This window comes from Bradyrhizobium sp. BWA-3-5 (genome assembly GCF_032917985.1).
Classification (GTDB): Bacteria; Pseudomonadota; Alphaproteobacteria; order Rhizobiales; family Xanthobacteraceae; genus Bradyrhizobium.
Genome location: NZ_CP136626.1, coordinates 2,236,984 through 2,254,082, shown reverse-complemented (window position 1 = coordinate 2,254,082; position 17,099 = coordinate 2,236,984). Strand labels below are relative to the sequence as shown.

Below are 17,099 nucleotides of genomic sequence, written 5' to 3'. Positions count from 1 at the left end.
GTCAGGCATAGTCCACAAAAGCGAAACGCGCGCGTCGAAAGAAAGTCAGTCCAACAAGGAAAGTACCAATGCCGAGGCAAATGGCGCCAATCATTGCGGCCGGCGAAGGCCAGCTACCAAGTGCGAGAGGCGCCTGCAGGCAAAGAATGAAATAGCTAATTGGGTTGAGCCAAATGATGAACTTGAGAGCGCTAGGCACCATATCGGGCGTATACGCCATCGGGCTCAGAACCATCATGGACATGTTGATGATATTGACGCCCTGCTGAATGTCACGGAGAACAAGGGCTATCAGTGAGAATATCCAAACCAATCCTATCAAGAACATGATGAGAAGTATCCAGGTCATGGGCACGACCAAGATTGCTACTGGCGACGCGGAACGGAGGAAAACAGCGGCTATGCTGGCAAACATAAGCGCCACCAACGATGGCACCTGACTCGCCAGAACGGACCTGGGCGGAAGTAGCTCTGCAGGAAAGACCGTATTCAACAAAAGGGAGCGTTGGTTAACGATCGCACCAAGTCCGGCCGATATACTCTCGGAGAACATAAGAACGGCCGACAAGCCGCTCATCACCAGGACGGTATAAACCTCCGGCGAAAGGCTGGGTACCCTGATCCGGAAAATGACGACATAGACCGTAGCATAAAAAGATACCATGAAGAGCGGGTACAGGATCGCCCAAAAACTGCCGAGGACGGATCCCGCATATCTTTGCTGGATATCGTGCTTCACGGCATTGAAGAGTCGGGGGCCATATAGCTTCAACCAGGACATTCATGCTGCCTTACGTACTTGTGTTTGTAGCCCTTGATCGTCGCTACCCTGCCGAAGCAAATGCAAGCCATCCCGGCCGATGTAGTCTAAGCTAGACAGTTGGGCCCCGGCAGAGCGCAGTCAATCATTCGTCCAGCGACAAATGACCCCAAGCCGTTTCGCGATATCGTTCGCCGGAGCGCTTGCATACGAGGTCCGTCCCAAGCCGCTCACCGGCCCGGCTCATCCAGCCGATCCTGCGTGCGGGATTTCCCGCCATCAACGCAAATGCCGCGACATCCTTCGTGATAACCGCGCCGGCACCAATGAAACAATATTCCCCGAGCGAATGTCCGCAGACGATCGTCGCGTTTGCGCCGATGCTTGAGCCCCGGCCAATCGGCGTCTTGCGAAATTCTTCCTTGCGCGGAACGTCGGCGCGCGGATTGTTCACGTTGGTGAAGACGCAACTCGGACCGCAAAACACGTCATCGGCGAGCTCGACGCCGTCATAAATGGAGACATTGTTCTGGATCTTGCAGCCGTTCCCGATTTTCACATTAGGACCGATCATCACGTTCTGGCCGATCGAGCAGTTCTCGCCAATAACCGTGCGTGGCAGAATGTGGCAGAAGTGCCAGATCTTGGTGCCGCGCCCAACCACGGCACCGTCGTCAACGTAGCTCGACTGATGTATCAGTACGCCCGGAAAACGCGTATCCTCACGCATCTCACTCATCTATGCATCGCCTTCAGGGTAAAGGCGTGAACGCCATTGCTTCTGATGATCGGCGCCGTGCGGAACGTGGAAACGATATCGATCGACGGGCGAACTTCGTCCAGACCGAAACCGCGGCCCGCGACGATCTCTTCGTAGCTCCTTGTGTGCAAATCCGTGAACCCCTCGGAGAATTCTACTTCCTCGCCATCGACGGTAATGGAGCGATATGTCGTCTTCTTGCCCTTAACGCTGTCCGGCAGATCGTTGCGGTCGAGTGAGAGGAACCAGCTTACATCCGCGCGCTCGCACTCTAGCGAGCCCGCCGCCCTCTCCGCCTCGCGCAGATGCGCCTCGCTGCGGCTGGCTGGTCCGAACACGAAGCTCAGCATATCGAAGAAGTGCACACCGATGTTGGTGGCCACGCCGCCTGACTTCGGTTCCGCCCCCTTCCAGGAGGCGTGATACCAACGCCCCCGCGACGTAATGTAGGTGAGCTCGACCTTGTGACGCTTGCGCGCGCTGGCGAAGCGATCCCGCAGTGCGATGATTGCGGGGTGCAGACGCAATTGCAAAATGGTGGAGATGCGCTGGCCGGTGTCGCGCTCGATCGCCGCCAGATCATCGATGTCGCCGGGATTGAGCACCAGCGGCTTTTCGCAGATCGCATCGACGCCCGAGCGAAGCGCAAACCGGCAATGCGCATCGTGAAGATAGTTCGGCGAGCAGATGGTCATGTAGTCGACCTTCCTCCCGCCTCGCCGCAGTTCGTCGACATGGCGCTCGAACAGCTCAAACTCGGTGAAGAATTCCGCATCAGGAAAATGGCTGTCCATGATGCCCACGGAATCATTGGGGTCATAGGCCACCGCCAGCCTGCCGCCAGTATCGGCCATGGCCCGCATATGGCGCGGCGCGATGTAGCCGGCAGCGCCGATCAACGCGTAGGTCGTCATGCCATCCCTTTTCGACGTTCGCGCTTGCTTCAGGCAAGCTACCGCACTCGGGGTGAATCGATCGTCACACCCAAGAGCTCTACATTCATGCCGCCTGCCTGCCGGCAGACAAACTCACGCTGCGGCGATCAGGTTTGCCCCGACAAACACGCGCACCTTGCGACCCAACAAATTTAGAAGCACTGCAACCCGGTCGCGATCGCTTACATCTTCCACGAGCGCCAGATTGTCAACGAACGCGCCCTCGACGATCCGCACCTTGTCCCCCGGAGAGAAGGCGAGTCGACGGGTAAGCCTGATGAAGCCTACTTCGTCTTCGCGCGCCTTCAAGGCATCGACGATGCCGTCGGCGACCTGAGCCGGCTGGTCTCCGACACATACGAGATGCGAAACACCGAGAGTCGACTGAATGGACCGCCATCGCTGAGCCGCGAGATCGATCGCGACAAAGAGATAGCGTGGAAACAACGGACGCGCCACCGTCTCCACCTTCCGGGCATGGCTACGACGCTTCAGATACTGGGGAAGGTAGACGGAGAATCCCTGCCGTCCGAGGTTGGCCGCCGCTTTCGCTTCCGCATTGACCTGTGTCTGGACGACGTACCAGCGCAAACCTAGCTCCATTGCCATCATGCGACTCCCTGCTGCAGCCGAGGACGCAAGCCCAGCAGATCCGGCGCGAGCACTCGCTCTGGTCCGAAATTGATGACCGCATCGTCGAACACCTTCCGCGCCGCCGTCAGGTGGGTAACGACGATCGCATCGAACGGCTCGTCGACCAGCGCATAGGAGGAGACGACATTGATCCCGATGAAGCGGGTCGCCGTCGCGTCGGGGTCGACGATTGCGACTATCGAAACCGGCCCGTCGACCGCACTCAGGATCGCGATTTCACAAAGGTCCGATTGTCCGGCGAGTACGATCCGCCTGAAGCCGAGCGCCTCTGCACGCTCAAGGATCCCTGCGTACTCCTCCTTCGCCTTGCGAAACAGCGAGAATGAGGACGACAGGAACTGAACGGTCAGTCGCGATTTCTCGGAGAAGCCCCGGGGCGTCAGATAATAGGCATATCGCCTAGCCGGCGCCTGCCCAACCTTAACGAAGCCCTTCTTGATAGCGCGCTTGAGGTAAGCATTAACCAGACCGAGCGCGACGCCGAGCTCGGCGGCGATCCGCCGCTGCGATCGGGCGCCATCCGCCTCAACGGAAGTGAGCAGACCGAGCACAAGCCGGTCGCTATCTTTTTCATCCGTCGGTAGAGTGGCTGCCATTTCGCCCATCCCTGCTGGGACGGGCTTCTAACGCGTTCACACAATGAACGTCAAGCAGAAACGTTCACTTCATGAACATCGCAGCCCATTGATCTAGAAAGAATTTTTCGGACCTAGTGTTGCGCGACTGTCACACTACAGAGCGATCGTCCACCGAGGCCAGATAACGCGCCGCGAGGCTCGAATAGCTATACCGTTCTGCGATGGCGATCCGATCCCCCGGCGGCCGCTCCGGACTGCCCAGCGCCGCCACAAGGGCGCCGGCAAGCGCTGCGGGATCATTGGGCTCGCATCGTGAGGTTACGAGATCCTCGAGGCCGGCAAGCGCCTTGTCCTCGCAGGCAATGACGCTGCGCCGTGCGAAGAGACAATAATCGAACAGTTTGTTGGGGCTGATGCCATGGTGATAGAGCGCATTCTTGTGGAAGGATACGACTGCGCAATCGGATGCATTGAGCATGCCGTGCACGATCGATCGATCGACCTCATCCAGGAATTCCACGTTCGCAAGCGCTGCTGCTCGCTGCTCCAGCTCGGCGCGTGAGATGCCTGAGCCGATCAGGACGAAATAGATGTCGGGATTGGTGCTACTCAGCGCAGCCGCGGCGTCCAGAATGACTTCTATCGCATTGGGAGGACCCATGCCGCCGGCGTATAGGATAACTCGCCTGCCTTGCAGCCTTATCAGATTGATACGATCAATAAGCGGATGACTGAGGCTTTCGATCTGCAGAGCGCTCTGGATTTCGCCGTCGGACACTCCGTTGGGAATCCATGTGAACTTGCCGGCCGGCAAGCCGCGCGCCCGCATATGGGCCTCCGCGCCGGCCAACAGGCAGACAACCCGGTCCGCCGCACGATAGGCCGACCGCTCCTTCCAGCCGAGCACCTTCACCAGTGGATGCCATGCCGGGGTCATCCCGAGTGCTACGATGCTCTCCGGCCAGAGATCGCGGATCTCAACCCAGAATTTGGCATCGAATCGTCGCGCAGTCTGATGCGCCGCGGAGATGAAGAACAGGTGCGGGCTAGAAGCGATTATGAGATCCGGCGCACCAAACTTCTTGGCGATTTCAACCGAAGCCGAGCGAAAAAGCCGCCCGAAGCTCAGGTTGTTCCGGAGCCTGCCTAGACTGCCGTTGCCGTAGCGAGGCGTATCAAGAAACCAGAAATCGACCTCGTTGATCCGCTGCGGACCCGGAGGCCGCGGATCCCTGTGCAGATGGTGAAAGCCGGCGCTGACCACCAGCACTCGGTGCCCCATGCTTTCCCAGGCGTGTGCAAGCCAGAAGGGCCGCCAGTGACGCCCCAAACCCGGCCCCCCGGCGAACGGGTGCAACAGCCAGATGTTCATGCCACCGCCCCGAGCGGAGAGAGTTCCTGGTAGAGCTTGTTAAGCTCCGCCGCATCGTGTTGCCAATTGTACTCCTTGGCGACGGCCGCTCGGCCCGCCAGCCCCAACTCGATTGCCCGTTTGGGTGCGTCTGCCAGCGAAGACAGCCGTTCCGCCAGTCGCCTCTTGTCCTCGAGAGACACTGAAAATCCACAGCCGGCCGCTTCGACTATCTCCTTCGATCTCGGCAAGTCACTGGTAATGACCGGCACTCCCGCAGCCATATACTCGAAGATCTTGGTTGGCATTGCGTAAAGGTGATTCGGCTCAGGCTGAAACAAGCAGAGCCCGATCAGGCTTTCATTGAGCAACGCCGCGATTTCGGTTCGGCCCAGTTTTCCGCGGTGGACGAACTCAGCAGATGATCGTGTTAGCCATTCGGATTCCGTCGCGCCGATACTTCCGGCAAGAACGAGCGGCAGTCGGGCGGCCTGGCATGCTTCAACCATTTCGACGAGCCCCCGGTTGAAACTCGCGTGCCCGATATAGACCGCCTGCCTCTTTCGTGAAGTCGAACTGGTCGGCTCGATGAATTCCTCAAGCCGCACACTGTTTCGGACTAAAGTCACCGCCGCACCGAAATCACGAAAGCGCTTCGCAATGGCTGGCGTCGCAGCGACGATTGCGTCAAAACGGCGCGCGGTACTCCGCTCCACCAATTCCATGCCGGCCGCCACAATCGGCTGCATCCACCGGGGAATCCATTTCTTCGAGTAAATGTCCGCAGGCACGTCCTCATGGACGTCGTAGATCACCTTGCAGCCTCCTCTCTTGAGCCACAGCGCGAAAGGTATCAATTCGGGGTCGTGAATTTGCACGACGTCAGCCTCGGTCGCGCGCGCAAGCGTCGTCGCTGCCACCCCCATGACCCACGGCCGCTTCCAACGCGCGACTGCCGGCAGCTCAATCGGTTTGAAATCGATGCGGCCCCGCTCGCCGGGGCATGGCGGCCGCGCCACCACGGTCACGGCGTGACCGGATTCCGAAAGACTCCGCGCCTCCTTTTCGAAAATTCGAATGTCATTGGCTGAGTGGACACTCGACAGCATGCAGATCTTCATGGGGCTTCGATCCCGAAGCGCTCGCCCCAAAGCGCCACACAATACAGCCGCCAACGCATTCCGAGATCGAGCCGATAGAATTTCTTCCTGACTGCAGCCAGGTCGACGTAGCGGGCAAGCAGCGCGCTGTTGCTCACCTTTTCATACATCGCGGGCGAATGCTGATTGAGCCAGAGTTGGTCCGGCGCAGCGAATCCGATCTTGTCCCTCCGCCAACTGATGCTGCCCGGCAGCAGATCCTGCATGGCTGCACGGAGCGGCCACTTGGCCCAGCCCTTGTTTAACTTTATGCGCGTTGGCAGACTCAAGGCAAATTCGACAAAGCGGTAGTCCAGAAATGGCAATCGCGTTTCGATGCCAAATCGCATCGAGTTCTTGTCCTCGAAACGCAACAGCATCGGCAAATTGGTTTCGGTAATTTCCAAGATCTGCATCTGCTGCGCATCCCTCGTCTTTCTTGCAAATCGACGAAGCGATTCCGGCAAATCCGGATTCCGTAGGAACGTGTACCGCCAGCGGTAGAAGGCCTCGCGCAGCGTCGACGAGCCTGCTCCAAAAAAATACATCAGCAATCGCCGCGGCGAAATCCCTGCCCTCACCGCATCGCTGAAGGCAGAAAGAAATCCGCGCACGCTCGCGCGCCGAAAATGGTCGAGCAGCCAGGCTGCATAGTAGCGATGGTACCCCAGCAGCGTTTCATCGCCCCCCTGACCGTCAAGCAGCACGATCACGCCATGTGACCGCGCGGTCTTCATCACCTCATACTGCATCATGATCGAGGGACCCGCGAACGGCTCTTCCTGGACTTCCAATAATGTTTCCGTGGTCGATGCAAAGTCTTGATAGGACGGCTTGGTGCGCAGCCAGTTCAATTCTGATCTTGCTGCCACCTCAGCCGCGTACACCTCCTCATTGTTGCTCGCCTGCTCACTTACGGCAGTTATGGCAAAGAAGCGCTCGTTTGAGCCTAGCGCGTAATGCCTCGCTGCAAGCGTCGCAATGCTCGAACTGTCCAGTCCGCCCGACAGACAGGTTCCGACACGAACGTCGGACCGGAGCCGTAACCTGGTAGCGTCGTCAAGGAGGTCTCGCAGCAATCGCGCCGTATCCGCCTCATCAGCCGTGGACGAACGAGGAGCGAGGGAGTAGTAGCGCTGCACCTCGACCCGACCTGTCGAAACATCGACACGCATCCGATGTCCGGGCGGCAGTTTTTCGACGCTTCTGAAGAAAGTCCGATTGGTGTGGTCGGTCAGACCACAGACAAGAAAATCCCTGATCAGGTCGTCATCCGCAAAAGGGCGTCCGATCAAGGGAAGAAGCTGGCGAATTTCCGAGCCGAAGGCGAACTGAGTTGCCGTATTGACGTAGTAGAATGGCTTTACCCCAAAGCGGTCGCGAGCACAGAATAGCGTGTTGTCGCGTTCGTCATGAATCGCAAACGACCACATGCCGTTAAAGCGATCGAGGCACTTCTCGCCCCAACGGACGTAGGCCGCCAACAACACCTCGGTATCAGAAGCTGTATGAAAAACATGTCCAAGTGCCTCAAGCTCTGCGCGGAGCTCGAGATAGTTGTAGATTTCGCCGTTATATGTGATCCAGATCGGGAGGTGCCTATCGCACATTGGCTGTGCGCCGTCATCGGTCAGGTCGATGATCGCCAGCCGCCGATGCCCCAACCCGACGTTCCCATTGACTCTCACTCCGCGCCCATCCGGCCCACGGTGGGCGACCAGATCCGTCAATCGATCGACTTGATCAGCATCAACAGGCCCGTTCTTTGTAAGAAGGCCGAATATGCCGCACACGAGTTCACTGCCCATCTAGGTTGATTAATAGCGGCTTCCACGATAAAGCGCCCTCAAGTCGCGCCGAACTCGATCCGGTGCTCATCCGCATCTCTAGCCTGTTCATAAGATGAACGTCAACCTCGCAGCCAGACCGCACCCCTGCGCTCAGAGGACGCGCGGTTTCTCGCTTGTCGATAGGCCCGTTCGCGCGGCTATCAACCGGATCTCAAGCTTTTCCGATTTAGCTAGTAATTGAAGACGTAGCTCGTCTCCAAGTGAGCCCAGTAAGGGTTTATTATGGAGGATTGTTCAGAGGCGTGATCCTGGAGCGCGTTCAGCAATTCCATCGGGAGAACAGCAAGCTGGTTGCCAATCTCAGTGTGCGTGCCAACGTCAATAGAATTGGTGACAACGGTCCCTAGGGGTACCGGCTCCTGCTTCAACCAAAACGCATCCGTCAACATGGCATTTGTCGTGTCTTGTGAATTGACAGCCGATGCCAACGGTTGGTTTGCGACTTGCCCGATGACGCCATCGCCGTTGAGGTCCTGATGGAAGCTCGGCTCGCCCGATTGAAGGGCTGGGCTCGCGCCCGTGAGATTGCCGAAATTGTTCGACACGAAATTGCCGCTGCTGTCGATGTTCCAGATATTGTATAGATCGGCCCCCGTGACCTTCCAGGCCAACAAGTATCCGTTGGCCGTTTGCTCCACGCCGATCGGCGCCCAGGAACCAAACTCACCGACATATACTGGCGCGCCGTTGTACTTGAACTGGGGTCCTGACCCACCCCCAACTGGATTAAAGAAATAGTTGCCGCCCGCCTGCACCAGGCTCGTTGATCCAGCCGATTCAATGGTGGTGGAGGATACGTCGATTACGCCATTGCCGTTGAGGTCCTGATGGAAGCTCGGCTCGAAAGATTGAAGGGCTGGGCTCACGCCCGTGAGGTTGCCGAGATAGTTCGATACGAAATTGCCGCTGCTGTCGATGTTCCAGATATTGTAAAGATCGGCCCCCGTGACCTTCCAGGCCACCAGGTATCCACTGGCCGTTTGCTCCACGCCCATCGGCGCCCAGGAGCCAAACTCACCGACATATACCGGCGCGCCGTTGTACTTGAACTGGGGTCCGGAACCACCTCCAACCGGATTAAAGAAATAGCTGCCGCCAGCCTGCACCAGGCTCGTTAATCCAACCGATTCAATGGTGCTGGGAACTACACCGATGACGCCATCGCCGTTGAGGTCCTGATGGAAGCTCGGCTCGCCCGATTGAAGGGCTGGGCTCGCGCCCGTGAGATTGCCGAAATTGTTCGACACGAAATTGCCGCTGCTGTCGATGTTCCAGATATTATATAGATCGGCCCCCGTGACCTTCCAGGCCACCAAGTATCCGTTGGCCGTTTGCTCCACGCCGATCGGCGCCCAGGAACCAAACTCACCGACATATACTGGCGCGCCGTTGTACTTGAACTGGGGTCCTGACCCACCCCCGACTGGATTAAAGAAATAGTTGCCGCCCGCCTGCACCAGGCTCGTTGATCCAGCCGATTCAATGGTGGTGGAGGATACGTCGATTATGCCATTGCCGTTGAGGTCCTGATGGAAGCTCAGCTCGAAAGATTGAAGGGCTGGGCTCGCGCCCGTAAGGTTGCCGAGATAGTTCGATACGAAATTGCCGCTGCTGTCGATGTTCCAGATATTGTAAAGATCGGCCCCCGTGACCTTCCAGGCCACCAGGTATCCACTGGCCGTTTGCTCCACGCCGATCGGCGCCCAGGAGCCAAACTCACCGACATATACCGGCGCGCCGTTGTACTTGAACTGGGGTCCGGAACCACCTCCAACCGGATTAAAGAAATAGCTGCCGCCAGCCTGCACCAGGCTCGTTAATCCAACCGATTCAATGGTGCTGGGAACTACACCGATGACGCCATCGCCGTTGAGGTCCTGATGGAAGCTCGGCTCGCCCGATTGAAGGGCTGGGCTCGCGCCCGTGAGATTGCCGAAATTGTTCGACACGAAATTGCCGCTGCTGTCGATGTTCCAGATATTGTATAGATCGGCCCCCGTGACCTTCCAGGCCAACAAGTATCCGTTGGCCGTTTGCTCCACGCCGATCGGCGCCCAGGAACCAAACTCACCGACATATACTGGCGCGCCGTTGTACTTGAACTGGGGTCCTGACCCACCCCCAACTGGATTAAAGAAATAGTTGCCGCCCGCCTGCACCAGGCTCGTTGATCCAGCCGATTCAATGGTGGTGGAGGATACGTCGATTACGCCATTGCCGTTGAGGTCCTGATGGAAGCTCGGCTCGAAAGATTGAAGGGCTGGGCTCACGCCCGTGAGGTTGCCGAGATAGTTCGATACGAAATTGCCGCTGCTGTCGATGTTCCAGATATTGTAAAGATCGGCCCCCGTGACCTTCCAGGCCACCAGGTATCCACTGGCCGTTTGCTCCACGCCGATCGGCGCCCAGGAGCCAAACTCACCGACATATACCGGCGCGCCGTTGTACTTGAACTGGGGTCCGGAACCAAGTGTAGAGGTGCCAGTGGCGTCGAAATAGTAGTTGCTGCCGAACTGGATCAGATTAGTCGCGCCGAACCCTTCAACAATCACAGGGATATTAGCGATACCGATAAGGTCGGACCGACTGATAGTTAAATTGCCCGTAATGTCGATCGCAAAATCTGCGATCCCGTCGCCATTGGTGTCGCCCTGAAGCGTCGTGACGCCGAGCGCGCTGTTATAGAAGTAGTTGAGCTGTCCGGCGGAGCCATTGAAGGCTGAAGCGCCGATGAAGTTGAACAGGTCATAGGCTCCCGTCCCGCTGATCGCGTCGATGCCTCTGAGATCGATATGGTCCAGGCCTGACACGAAATCCGTGATGCGGTCATGCTGGCCGCTTGCGGCCGAAGTCTCGCCCGAGGCAAAGACGAACGTGTCGGCGCCCGAGCCGCCGGTCAGGTTGTCGATGCCCGGGCCGCCGATCAGCCTGTCGTTTCCGTCGCCGCCGTTCAGCGTATCGCTGCCGCCACCGCCATTCAGCGTATTGGCGATCGCGTTGCCAATGATGGTGTCATTTCCCGAACCACCGATGGCATTTTCGATATAGGATCGCACATCGCCATTGAACAAATAGGCGTTGTAGATATTCCCGGCCGCATAGTGGCCGTTTCCGAGATAGGCGAGCTGCGTGCTCGAGGTGATCGAGGATGCACCGGGATTGAGATTGATCGTTACGGCCGTCGTGTAGTTCGACAGGTCATAGGTATCGACGCCGTTACCGTCCCAGATCGTTTCGAATACGCGGTTCGCCGAGCCGCCGGCACCATTGCCCGGCGCGAGTTGGGCAACGCCATTGATGAACATTTGCCCGGTCGTCGGGCTCCAGGAGTAGACGGTGTTCTCGCTATGGGTCGCGTAGTTCGCGCCGTAAAGCGTCTGCAGGGCCAGGATATCGTTGGCCATGTAGGTTTGCGAGAAACCGTAGGATTCGGCCGTATATCCGGTGAGCGGCGCGCCGGCATAGCTGCGATAGCTCATGACGGTATATTCGGAATTGTCGTGCGCGGCCGGCACCGCAACATTGGCGACGCCACCGGTTTCCTGGCTGTGCTTGAGGCCCAGCGCGTGGCCGAGCTCATGCAGTGCCGTGCCGAAATAGTAATTTCCTAGCGCGGCAAGGGAGTAGTTGTATTGGGTCCCGAACCAGACATCGCCACCAGCCGGCACATTAGCGGGGTAATAGGCGTAGGAAGTCGGATTGGCGGCTGGCGACTGGGCGATCGCGATATCCGCGCCGTTCGTTCCTGCGAACTGAAAGCTGGCATTGGTGTAGCCGGCGATCAGCGAAATCGCGTAAATGATGGCTTGCTGCATCGCAGCCGGTGCCGACGCAAAACCTGAGGTCGTCGGCTCGCCGTTGCCGTAATAGTTGGCCGGGTAATCGCTCGGGGAATCTGGAAAACTATAGGAGATCGTGCCGGACCATTTCGTGCCGCCCAGCAGACCATCAATTTCCGCGTTGTTGGTTTGGGTAACCCCTACAGCCGTGGCCAAGTCTATCTCCGGGGGATCCTCGTTACCTGATTCGTCTGACGCTTCATTTCCAGGCAATTCAGGTTTCGATCAAGTTACAATGCTATGCTAAAATTGTTTTGGGCGGAGTTCCGGTGACCGGAACTGCCAGAGAACAGCGTGGGTTCAACGATGCCCGTGTTCCGCATGAACGCTACGCCAAAAGCGTTTACGATTTCTTTAGCGTTTACGATCTCTTTACCGATCGTGGCAGTCGTCCTGCCGGAGCCGGATCGGTTGCTTCAGAAGGGTCATTTGTCCATGGCCAAAGCCATCGCATCGGATGCAAAGCCTGACACGGCACCCGCCGATACCATGCCGCCCGCACGCGATCCCAGGCTGGCGGTGGAAGAAGAATATCAACTTGCGCGGCGACAGAACACGGTTCAGGCGCTGGAGCTCTTCATCGCCAGGCACCCCGATGACCCTCTCGCGGCGAAAGCGCGAGCCGATTTGCGGTCGCTATCGCGCTAGCCGCAACATGCCATGCATCCCGGCACGGACACCATCCGCGATGATGGCATGACAAGCTCATGCATTTCGCCGATAGTTTGACCCCGACCAATTGCCGGCTGGAGACTTTTTGATGCCCTTCCCGCGCGCTTCGCAGGCCCTTTCCCGCTTCACCGTGCTCGATCTCACCCGTGTTCGCTCCGGCCCCACCTGCGTCCGGCAGCTGGCGGACTGGGGGGCCAACGTCATCAAGATCGACGCGCTGCTCGAGGATGGCGGCGGCGAGCAGCCGGGCGGCCCGCGCCAGGGTTCGGACTTCCAGAATTTGCACCGCAACAAGCGGGCCATGACGCTGAACCTGAAGGACCCGAAGGGCCTGGCGGTGTTCAAGCGGCTGGCCGAGCAGGCCGACGTCGTGGTCGAAAATTTTCGCCCCGACGTGAAGGCCAAGCTCGGCATCGATTATGACAGCCTGCGCCAGATCAACCCGCGCATCGTCTATGGCAGCATCTCCGGCTTCGGCCAGGACGGCCCCTATCACAAGCGGCCGGGCTTCGATCAGATCGCTCAAGGCATGGGCGGGCTGATGTCGATCACCGGAGCGCCCGGCGAGGGTCCGATGCGGGTCGGCATTCCCGTCGCCGACCTCACCGCCGGGCTGTTCTGCGCCCTCGGCATCCTCACCGCGCTGCTGGAGCGCGACGTCTCCGGCGAGGGCCAGTGGGTGCAGACCTCGCTGCTGCAGGCCCAGATCTTCATGCTGGATTTCCAGGCCGCGCGCTGGCTGATGGAAAAGGACGTCGCCAAGCAGGCCGGCAACAACCATCCGACCTCGATTCCAACAGGCGTGTTCAAGACCTCCGACGGCTATATCAACATCGCCACCACGGGCGGCCGGATCTGGGAACGCTGCGCGCAGGCGATCGGCGCACCTGAGCTCGTCACCAACCCCGACTACGCCACCGCGCCCGCCCGATCGAAGAACCGCGACGCGCTCAACGCGGTGATCAACAGACTCACCGAGAAGAAATCGACGGAAACCTGGGTCAAGGAGCTGAACGCGGCCGGCGTGCCCTGCGGCCCGATCTACTCCATCGACCAGATGTTCGAGGACGCCCAGGTCAGGCACCTCGCCATTGCCCAGCACGTGCCGAACGACGAGAACCGCCACATCCAGCTCGTCGGACAGCCGGTGACGCTGTCACGCACGCCGAGCAGGATGGCCGCGCGGCCGCCCGAGTTCGGCGAGCAGACCGAGGAGGTTCTGGCCGAGTTCGGGTTCGGCAAAGACGAGATCGCGGAGCTACGCCAGCGCAAGGTGGTGTAAGCAGCCCCTGCTTTACCGCACCTGACGTTGTCGCGTCGTTAACGCATTTGCAGTTTGCGCAAGCCGTCAAGGCGTGTTTCGACGTAGCGTCCGGCTCCGTCGAGCACGCGACAAAAATCCGTTCCGTCGCAATAGAGCAGCACGACCTTGGCGCCCGCATCGAATTGCCCCGCCGGCGGGCCGCCGGAAGCGCCTTGCGAGGCATAGAATGGCTGCGATCGCATAAGCTCGTGCGTGAACTGATTGGGCGCGGGAGATAGCTGACAGCTCGATGGAATCAACGCCGAGTCCGGAAGCACAACCGCCTTAGGTCGCTTCATCCCGTCCATTTGCCGACCACTCCCGCGCTCGAGCATCTAAAGCGCGATGAGGTTTGGATGAGTCGTCATCGCGCTTTGGGTCTTTGTTTGAGCATGATCTTTTCGGAAAACCGCTTCACACTTTTCCGGATCATGCTCTAGTGTCCAAGGCTGTCCTCGGGCAACGTCATGGGAATCCGTGGAAGCACGATGCCTCTGTCCATGGCCGCGTGTTCGGCAAGTACGCCATCTTCGGCCATGAGCAGATGGTTAGGCAACTCGTAAGGCTGGGCAGCCGCCATGTTCACTTGATATCCCATATCCTGCAAACTGGCGATCGTCACCCGGCTCATGGGGTTGCCTCCCACGTTGACGAAGCCGGTCATCAATTCGGCCCTGAAAACCGCGTCGCGCCAGTGCGAGTTCCTGGTGCCTGACCCACCGGTATTTTCCACCGGAACAGGCGACGGGCTCGAGCCGCGCAGAGTGCCGTACTCACGCATCGCATTGGCGCCCTGGAACGTCGGATTGCTGGTGGCGGCGCCCTTCAACAAATGCTTTTTGGTCCAGACCGTTCCTATGCCGATCACATGCCCCATCTCATGGGTGATGACATCGTTCAAGGTGCCATCGGCTTCCATATTGGCGAGGTCGGCACTGTCGAATTGCATTTCGCCTGTCGCGGGCAGAAACGCGGCGGCCCCAGCATTTCCTGGACGCAGGAACGTGGGCCCCGCCTGGCCGAGAATTTGCCCCGGCCCATCAATGTCGCTTCCCTGCGCGGTAATGCGAAGGTTGTTGATCCTTTGGCCGTCGATGATGACATCGGGCAAATCGCCGACAATCGCGTTGGTCCACCGCTTTGCCGCGAGCTTGAAAGCCGCCATCTGATTGTTCGTCAATCCACCGAGGAAGACCACCTCGATTGTATAGCCGGGGGGAGCAGCGACGGCGTGTGAAATCTCAGCGCCCTTCTGGGCGCGATAACGTTGCATGGCCATGACGAAACTCCATTTTGAAAATTGAATTTCAGTATCGAAATGCATTCCACCTAGACTTGTATCGTGACGCCAATCCAATTGGCTCGCAAGCGAGACACGCGTCAGCAAGGCTTACTCGGTTTTCGGCGCACGACAGCATCCCAGGATCGAAGACCTCAGGTTCTGCAAAGCGTTGCATGTTCTTTTTCGAAGCGACGTGCAAGGCGCACTGCCGAAATTGTGATCCGTCGTCCAGCGCCGCAGGTGTCGGCAGAAAGTTTGCCGCCGGTCCGCGCTTGGCACGGATCCGTCGTGCCGACTATTTCAGCACCGTCGTCGCGAGCGCGTGCTCGACGCAATTGCTCACACGGGCGCGGATCGCTTCGGCCGCGGCTTGGCGTCGCGCTTCAGCAGGCCGGCATCGACCCGATCCGTCGCTCGTCACCGTGCCGACCAAATGGTTCAACGGCTGACATGTTGCCGTGATCGGCTACACTGCCCTGTCATCATCCCGTGAAAGGCATTCCATGCGCATCATGATCCTCAACGGCCCAAACCTGAACATGCTCGGCATCCGCGAGCCGCACATCTACGGCTCGACCACGCTCGATGCCATCAAGGCGTCCTGCGAAGAATTTGCCGCGTTTGCCGGCGCGGAGCTGGCCTTCCACCAATCTAACCATGAAGGCGTGCTGGTCGACCTGATCCAGTCGGCGCGCACCTCGGCGGACGCGCTCATCATCAACCCCGCCGCCTACTCTTTCACCTCGATTGCGATGTTCGACGCCATGAAGATTTTTGAAGGCCCGATCTACGAAGTGCACATCTCCAACATCCACGCCCGCGACGAGTTGCACCGCCACTCCAAGCTTTCGGCCGCGGTGAAGGGCGTCATCGCCGGCCTCGGCCCCTATGGCTACATCGTCGCCATGCAGGCGGCGCTGCAGGCCGCCGGCCAGTTGCCCACCGCGCTGCCGCCGGCGGTGCGCGTCGGCCCGAAATGAAGGGATGGAGGCTGACATGCAGGGAGCCGGCTACCTCGCGATCTGGAGCGACCTCGCCCCGCAGGATGAAACCGACTGGGCGCACTGGATCACGCGCGAACATGCCGCCGAGCGTGTCGGCATCAACGGATTTCTGGCCTGCCGCATATTCCGTGCGCTCGGCGCTTCGGCAAACCGCTACTTCATCCTTTACGAACTCGAGGATGAACGCGTCGTCGGCGGCGCCGACTATCTGGCGCGGCTGAACGCGCCGACGCCGTGGTCGCAGCGCATCATGCCCCGGCTCGGCAATTTCGCGCGCGGCGGCGGCCGCGTTGCGGCTTCTGCGGGCACAGGCCAGGGTGGCATCGTCGCGCCCTTGCGCCTCGATGCCGCACCATCATGGGACGCCGCCGAACTTGTCGCCGAACTGGCTCGCCTCGACCGCATCATTGCTGCGCGTCTCCTGCTCACCGACCTCGCGCAAACCTCAATCAAGACCCGCGAGAAGGGCATGAGGGCCAACGACAGTTCATTTGCCGGACTATTGCTGGTCGAGGGTTTGGACGAAGCAGCCGTCCGCGACGCGCTCCATCACTTGCGCAAGACGCTTCCAGCCGAGGATCACGGCGCCATCGACAGTCTATCGCTTTACCGTTTCGCCTTCAGCCTGCCGAAACGGCTTCTGCCGGGCTGAAGCGCGCACGACGGAACTTGCTGCTAATGGTTGCCCCAGCCCCCACATTTTCGCTACAATAAGCGCATACTAATTACGTGATTGCGCTGCTCCGCCGGTTGGACACCGGCCCTTCGTTCGATTGCTTTGCTGTATCGCGAATTGTGGAGCATAACCATGGCGATAACGACGCTGAAGGTCTTGGCGAGCCTCCTGCAACTGCACGGGCCAGGTGCAACGATACAAAGCGACCATCAAGGCATCGACGCGCTACTGAGTGACCTGCGTGGCCAGGGTAGCGATCCTATTGCAACCGAGGTGGCCTTCAGGCGAGGCGCATT

General features: G+C 59.2%; 16 protein-coding genes. 5 read left to right on the top strand and 11 right to left on the bottom strand.

All coding sequences use genetic code 11. The annotated features are described in order from the left end of the window. Position 1: 1 nt before the first annotated feature. The 9 genes from RX331_RS10865 to RX331_RS10825 all read right to left on the bottom strand — a co-directional run bounded on the left by RX331_RS10865 (position 2) and on the right by RX331_RS10825 (position 12,022). Entirely contained in the window at positions 2-781 is a 780-nt protein-coding gene (locus RX331_RS10865) for an ABC transporter permease (protein ID WP_317256556.1), read from the bottom strand. Positions 782-905: 124 nt separating this feature from the next. Continuing rightward, entirely contained in the window at positions 906-1,499 is a 594-nt protein-coding gene (locus tag RX331_RS10860) for an acyltransferase (RefSeq protein ID WP_317256555.1), read from the bottom strand. Then, the gene (locus RX331_RS10855; RefSeq protein ID WP_317256554.1) at positions 1,496-2,434 is read right to left on the bottom strand and encodes a Gfo/Idh/MocA family oxidoreductase; all 939 of its coding nucleotides are present in this window, start codon (positions 2,432-2,434) and stop codon (positions 1,496-1,498) included. The genes RX331_RS10860 and RX331_RS10855 overlap by 4 nt, the downstream gene beginning before the upstream one ends. Before the next feature lie 114 nt (positions 2,435-2,548). Then, positions 2,549-3,064: a transcriptional activator RfaH gene (locus RX331_RS10850; RefSeq protein WP_317256553.1), complete on the bottom strand. Its 516-nt coding sequence runs from the start codon at positions 3,062-3,064 to the stop codon at positions 2,549-2,551. Beyond that, on the bottom strand, positions 3,064-3,705 hold the full coding sequence (locus tag RX331_RS10845; protein WP_317256552.1) for a winged helix-turn-helix transcriptional regulator: 642 nt from the start codon (positions 3,703-3,705) through the stop codon (positions 3,064-3,066). The genes RX331_RS10850 and RX331_RS10845 overlap by 1 nt, the downstream gene beginning before the upstream one ends. Positions 3,706-3,835: 130 nt before the next feature. After that, positions 3,836-5,059: a glycosyltransferase family 4 protein gene (locus RX331_RS10840; RefSeq protein WP_317256551.1), complete on the bottom strand. Its 1,224-nt coding sequence runs from the start codon at positions 5,057-5,059 to the stop codon at positions 3,836-3,838. After that, positions 5,056-6,159 (bottom strand): glycosyltransferase, encoded by a 1,104-nt coding sequence (locus tag RX331_RS10835; RefSeq protein ID WP_317256550.1) that lies wholly within the window; start codon positions 6,157-6,159, stop codon positions 5,056-5,058. The genes RX331_RS10840 and RX331_RS10835 overlap by 4 nt, the downstream gene beginning before the upstream one ends. Next, positions 6,156-7,985, bottom strand: coding sequence for an asparagine synthase (glutamine-hydrolyzing) (gene asnB, locus RX331_RS10830; RefSeq protein ID WP_317256549.1), 1,830 nt, complete (start codon positions 7,983-7,985; stop codon positions 6,156-6,158). The genes RX331_RS10835 and asnB overlap by 4 nt, the downstream gene beginning before the upstream one ends. A 212-nt stretch (positions 7,986-8,197) precedes the next feature. Continuing rightward, entirely contained in the window at positions 8,198-12,022 is a 3,825-nt protein-coding gene (locus RX331_RS10825) for a M10 family metallopeptidase C-terminal domain-containing protein (RefSeq protein ID WP_317256548.1), read from the bottom strand. Positions 12,023-12,160: 138 nt separating this feature from the next. Here RX331_RS10825 and RX331_RS10820 point away from each other — a divergent pair, with 138 nt between their 5' ends. Both RX331_RS10820 and RX331_RS10815 read left to right on the top strand, forming a co-directional pair. After that, a complete protein-coding gene (locus RX331_RS10820) occupies positions 12,161-12,514 on the top strand; it encodes a hypothetical protein (RefSeq protein WP_317256547.1) in 354 nt (117 codons plus the stop codon). Positions 12,515-12,626: 112 nt separating this feature from the next. Further along, positions 12,627-13,820 (top strand): CoA transferase, encoded by a 1,194-nt coding sequence (locus RX331_RS10815; RefSeq protein WP_317256546.1) that lies wholly within the window; start codon positions 12,627-12,629, stop codon positions 13,818-13,820. Positions 13,821-13,858: 38 nt separating this feature from the next. Here RX331_RS10815 and RX331_RS10810 read toward each other — a convergent pair whose 3' ends face one another. Both RX331_RS10810 and RX331_RS10805 read right to left on the bottom strand, forming a co-directional pair. Then, positions 13,859-14,149, bottom strand: coding sequence for a hypothetical protein (locus RX331_RS10810; RefSeq protein ID WP_317256545.1), 291 nt, complete (start codon positions 14,147-14,149; stop codon positions 13,859-13,861). Between the two features lie 128 nt (positions 14,150-14,277). Next, positions 14,278-15,120, bottom strand: coding sequence for a leishmanolysin-related zinc metalloendopeptidase (locus RX331_RS10805; RefSeq protein ID WP_317256544.1), 843 nt, complete (start codon positions 15,118-15,120; stop codon positions 14,278-14,280). Positions 15,121-15,296: 176 nt separating this feature from the next. Here RX331_RS10805 and RX331_RS10800 point away from each other — a divergent pair, with 176 nt between their 5' ends. The 3 genes from RX331_RS10800 to RX331_RS10790 are packed head-to-tail and all read left to right on the top strand — an operon-like array spanning position 15,297 to position 16,779. After that, on the top strand, positions 15,297-15,572 hold the full coding sequence (locus tag RX331_RS10800; protein ID WP_317256543.1) for a hypothetical protein: 276 nt from the start codon (positions 15,297-15,299) through the stop codon (positions 15,570-15,572). A 54-nt stretch (positions 15,573-15,626) separates the two neighbouring features. Continuing rightward, positions 15,627-16,103 (top strand): type II 3-dehydroquinate dehydratase, encoded by a 477-nt coding sequence (locus RX331_RS10795; protein WP_317256542.1) that lies wholly within the window; start codon positions 15,627-15,629, stop codon positions 16,101-16,103. 16 nt (positions 16,104-16,119) lie between these two features. Next, positions 16,120-16,779, top strand: coding sequence for a hypothetical protein (locus RX331_RS10790; protein ID WP_317256541.1), 660 nt, complete (start codon positions 16,120-16,122; stop codon positions 16,777-16,779). Positions 16,780-17,099 lie beyond the last annotated feature (320 nt).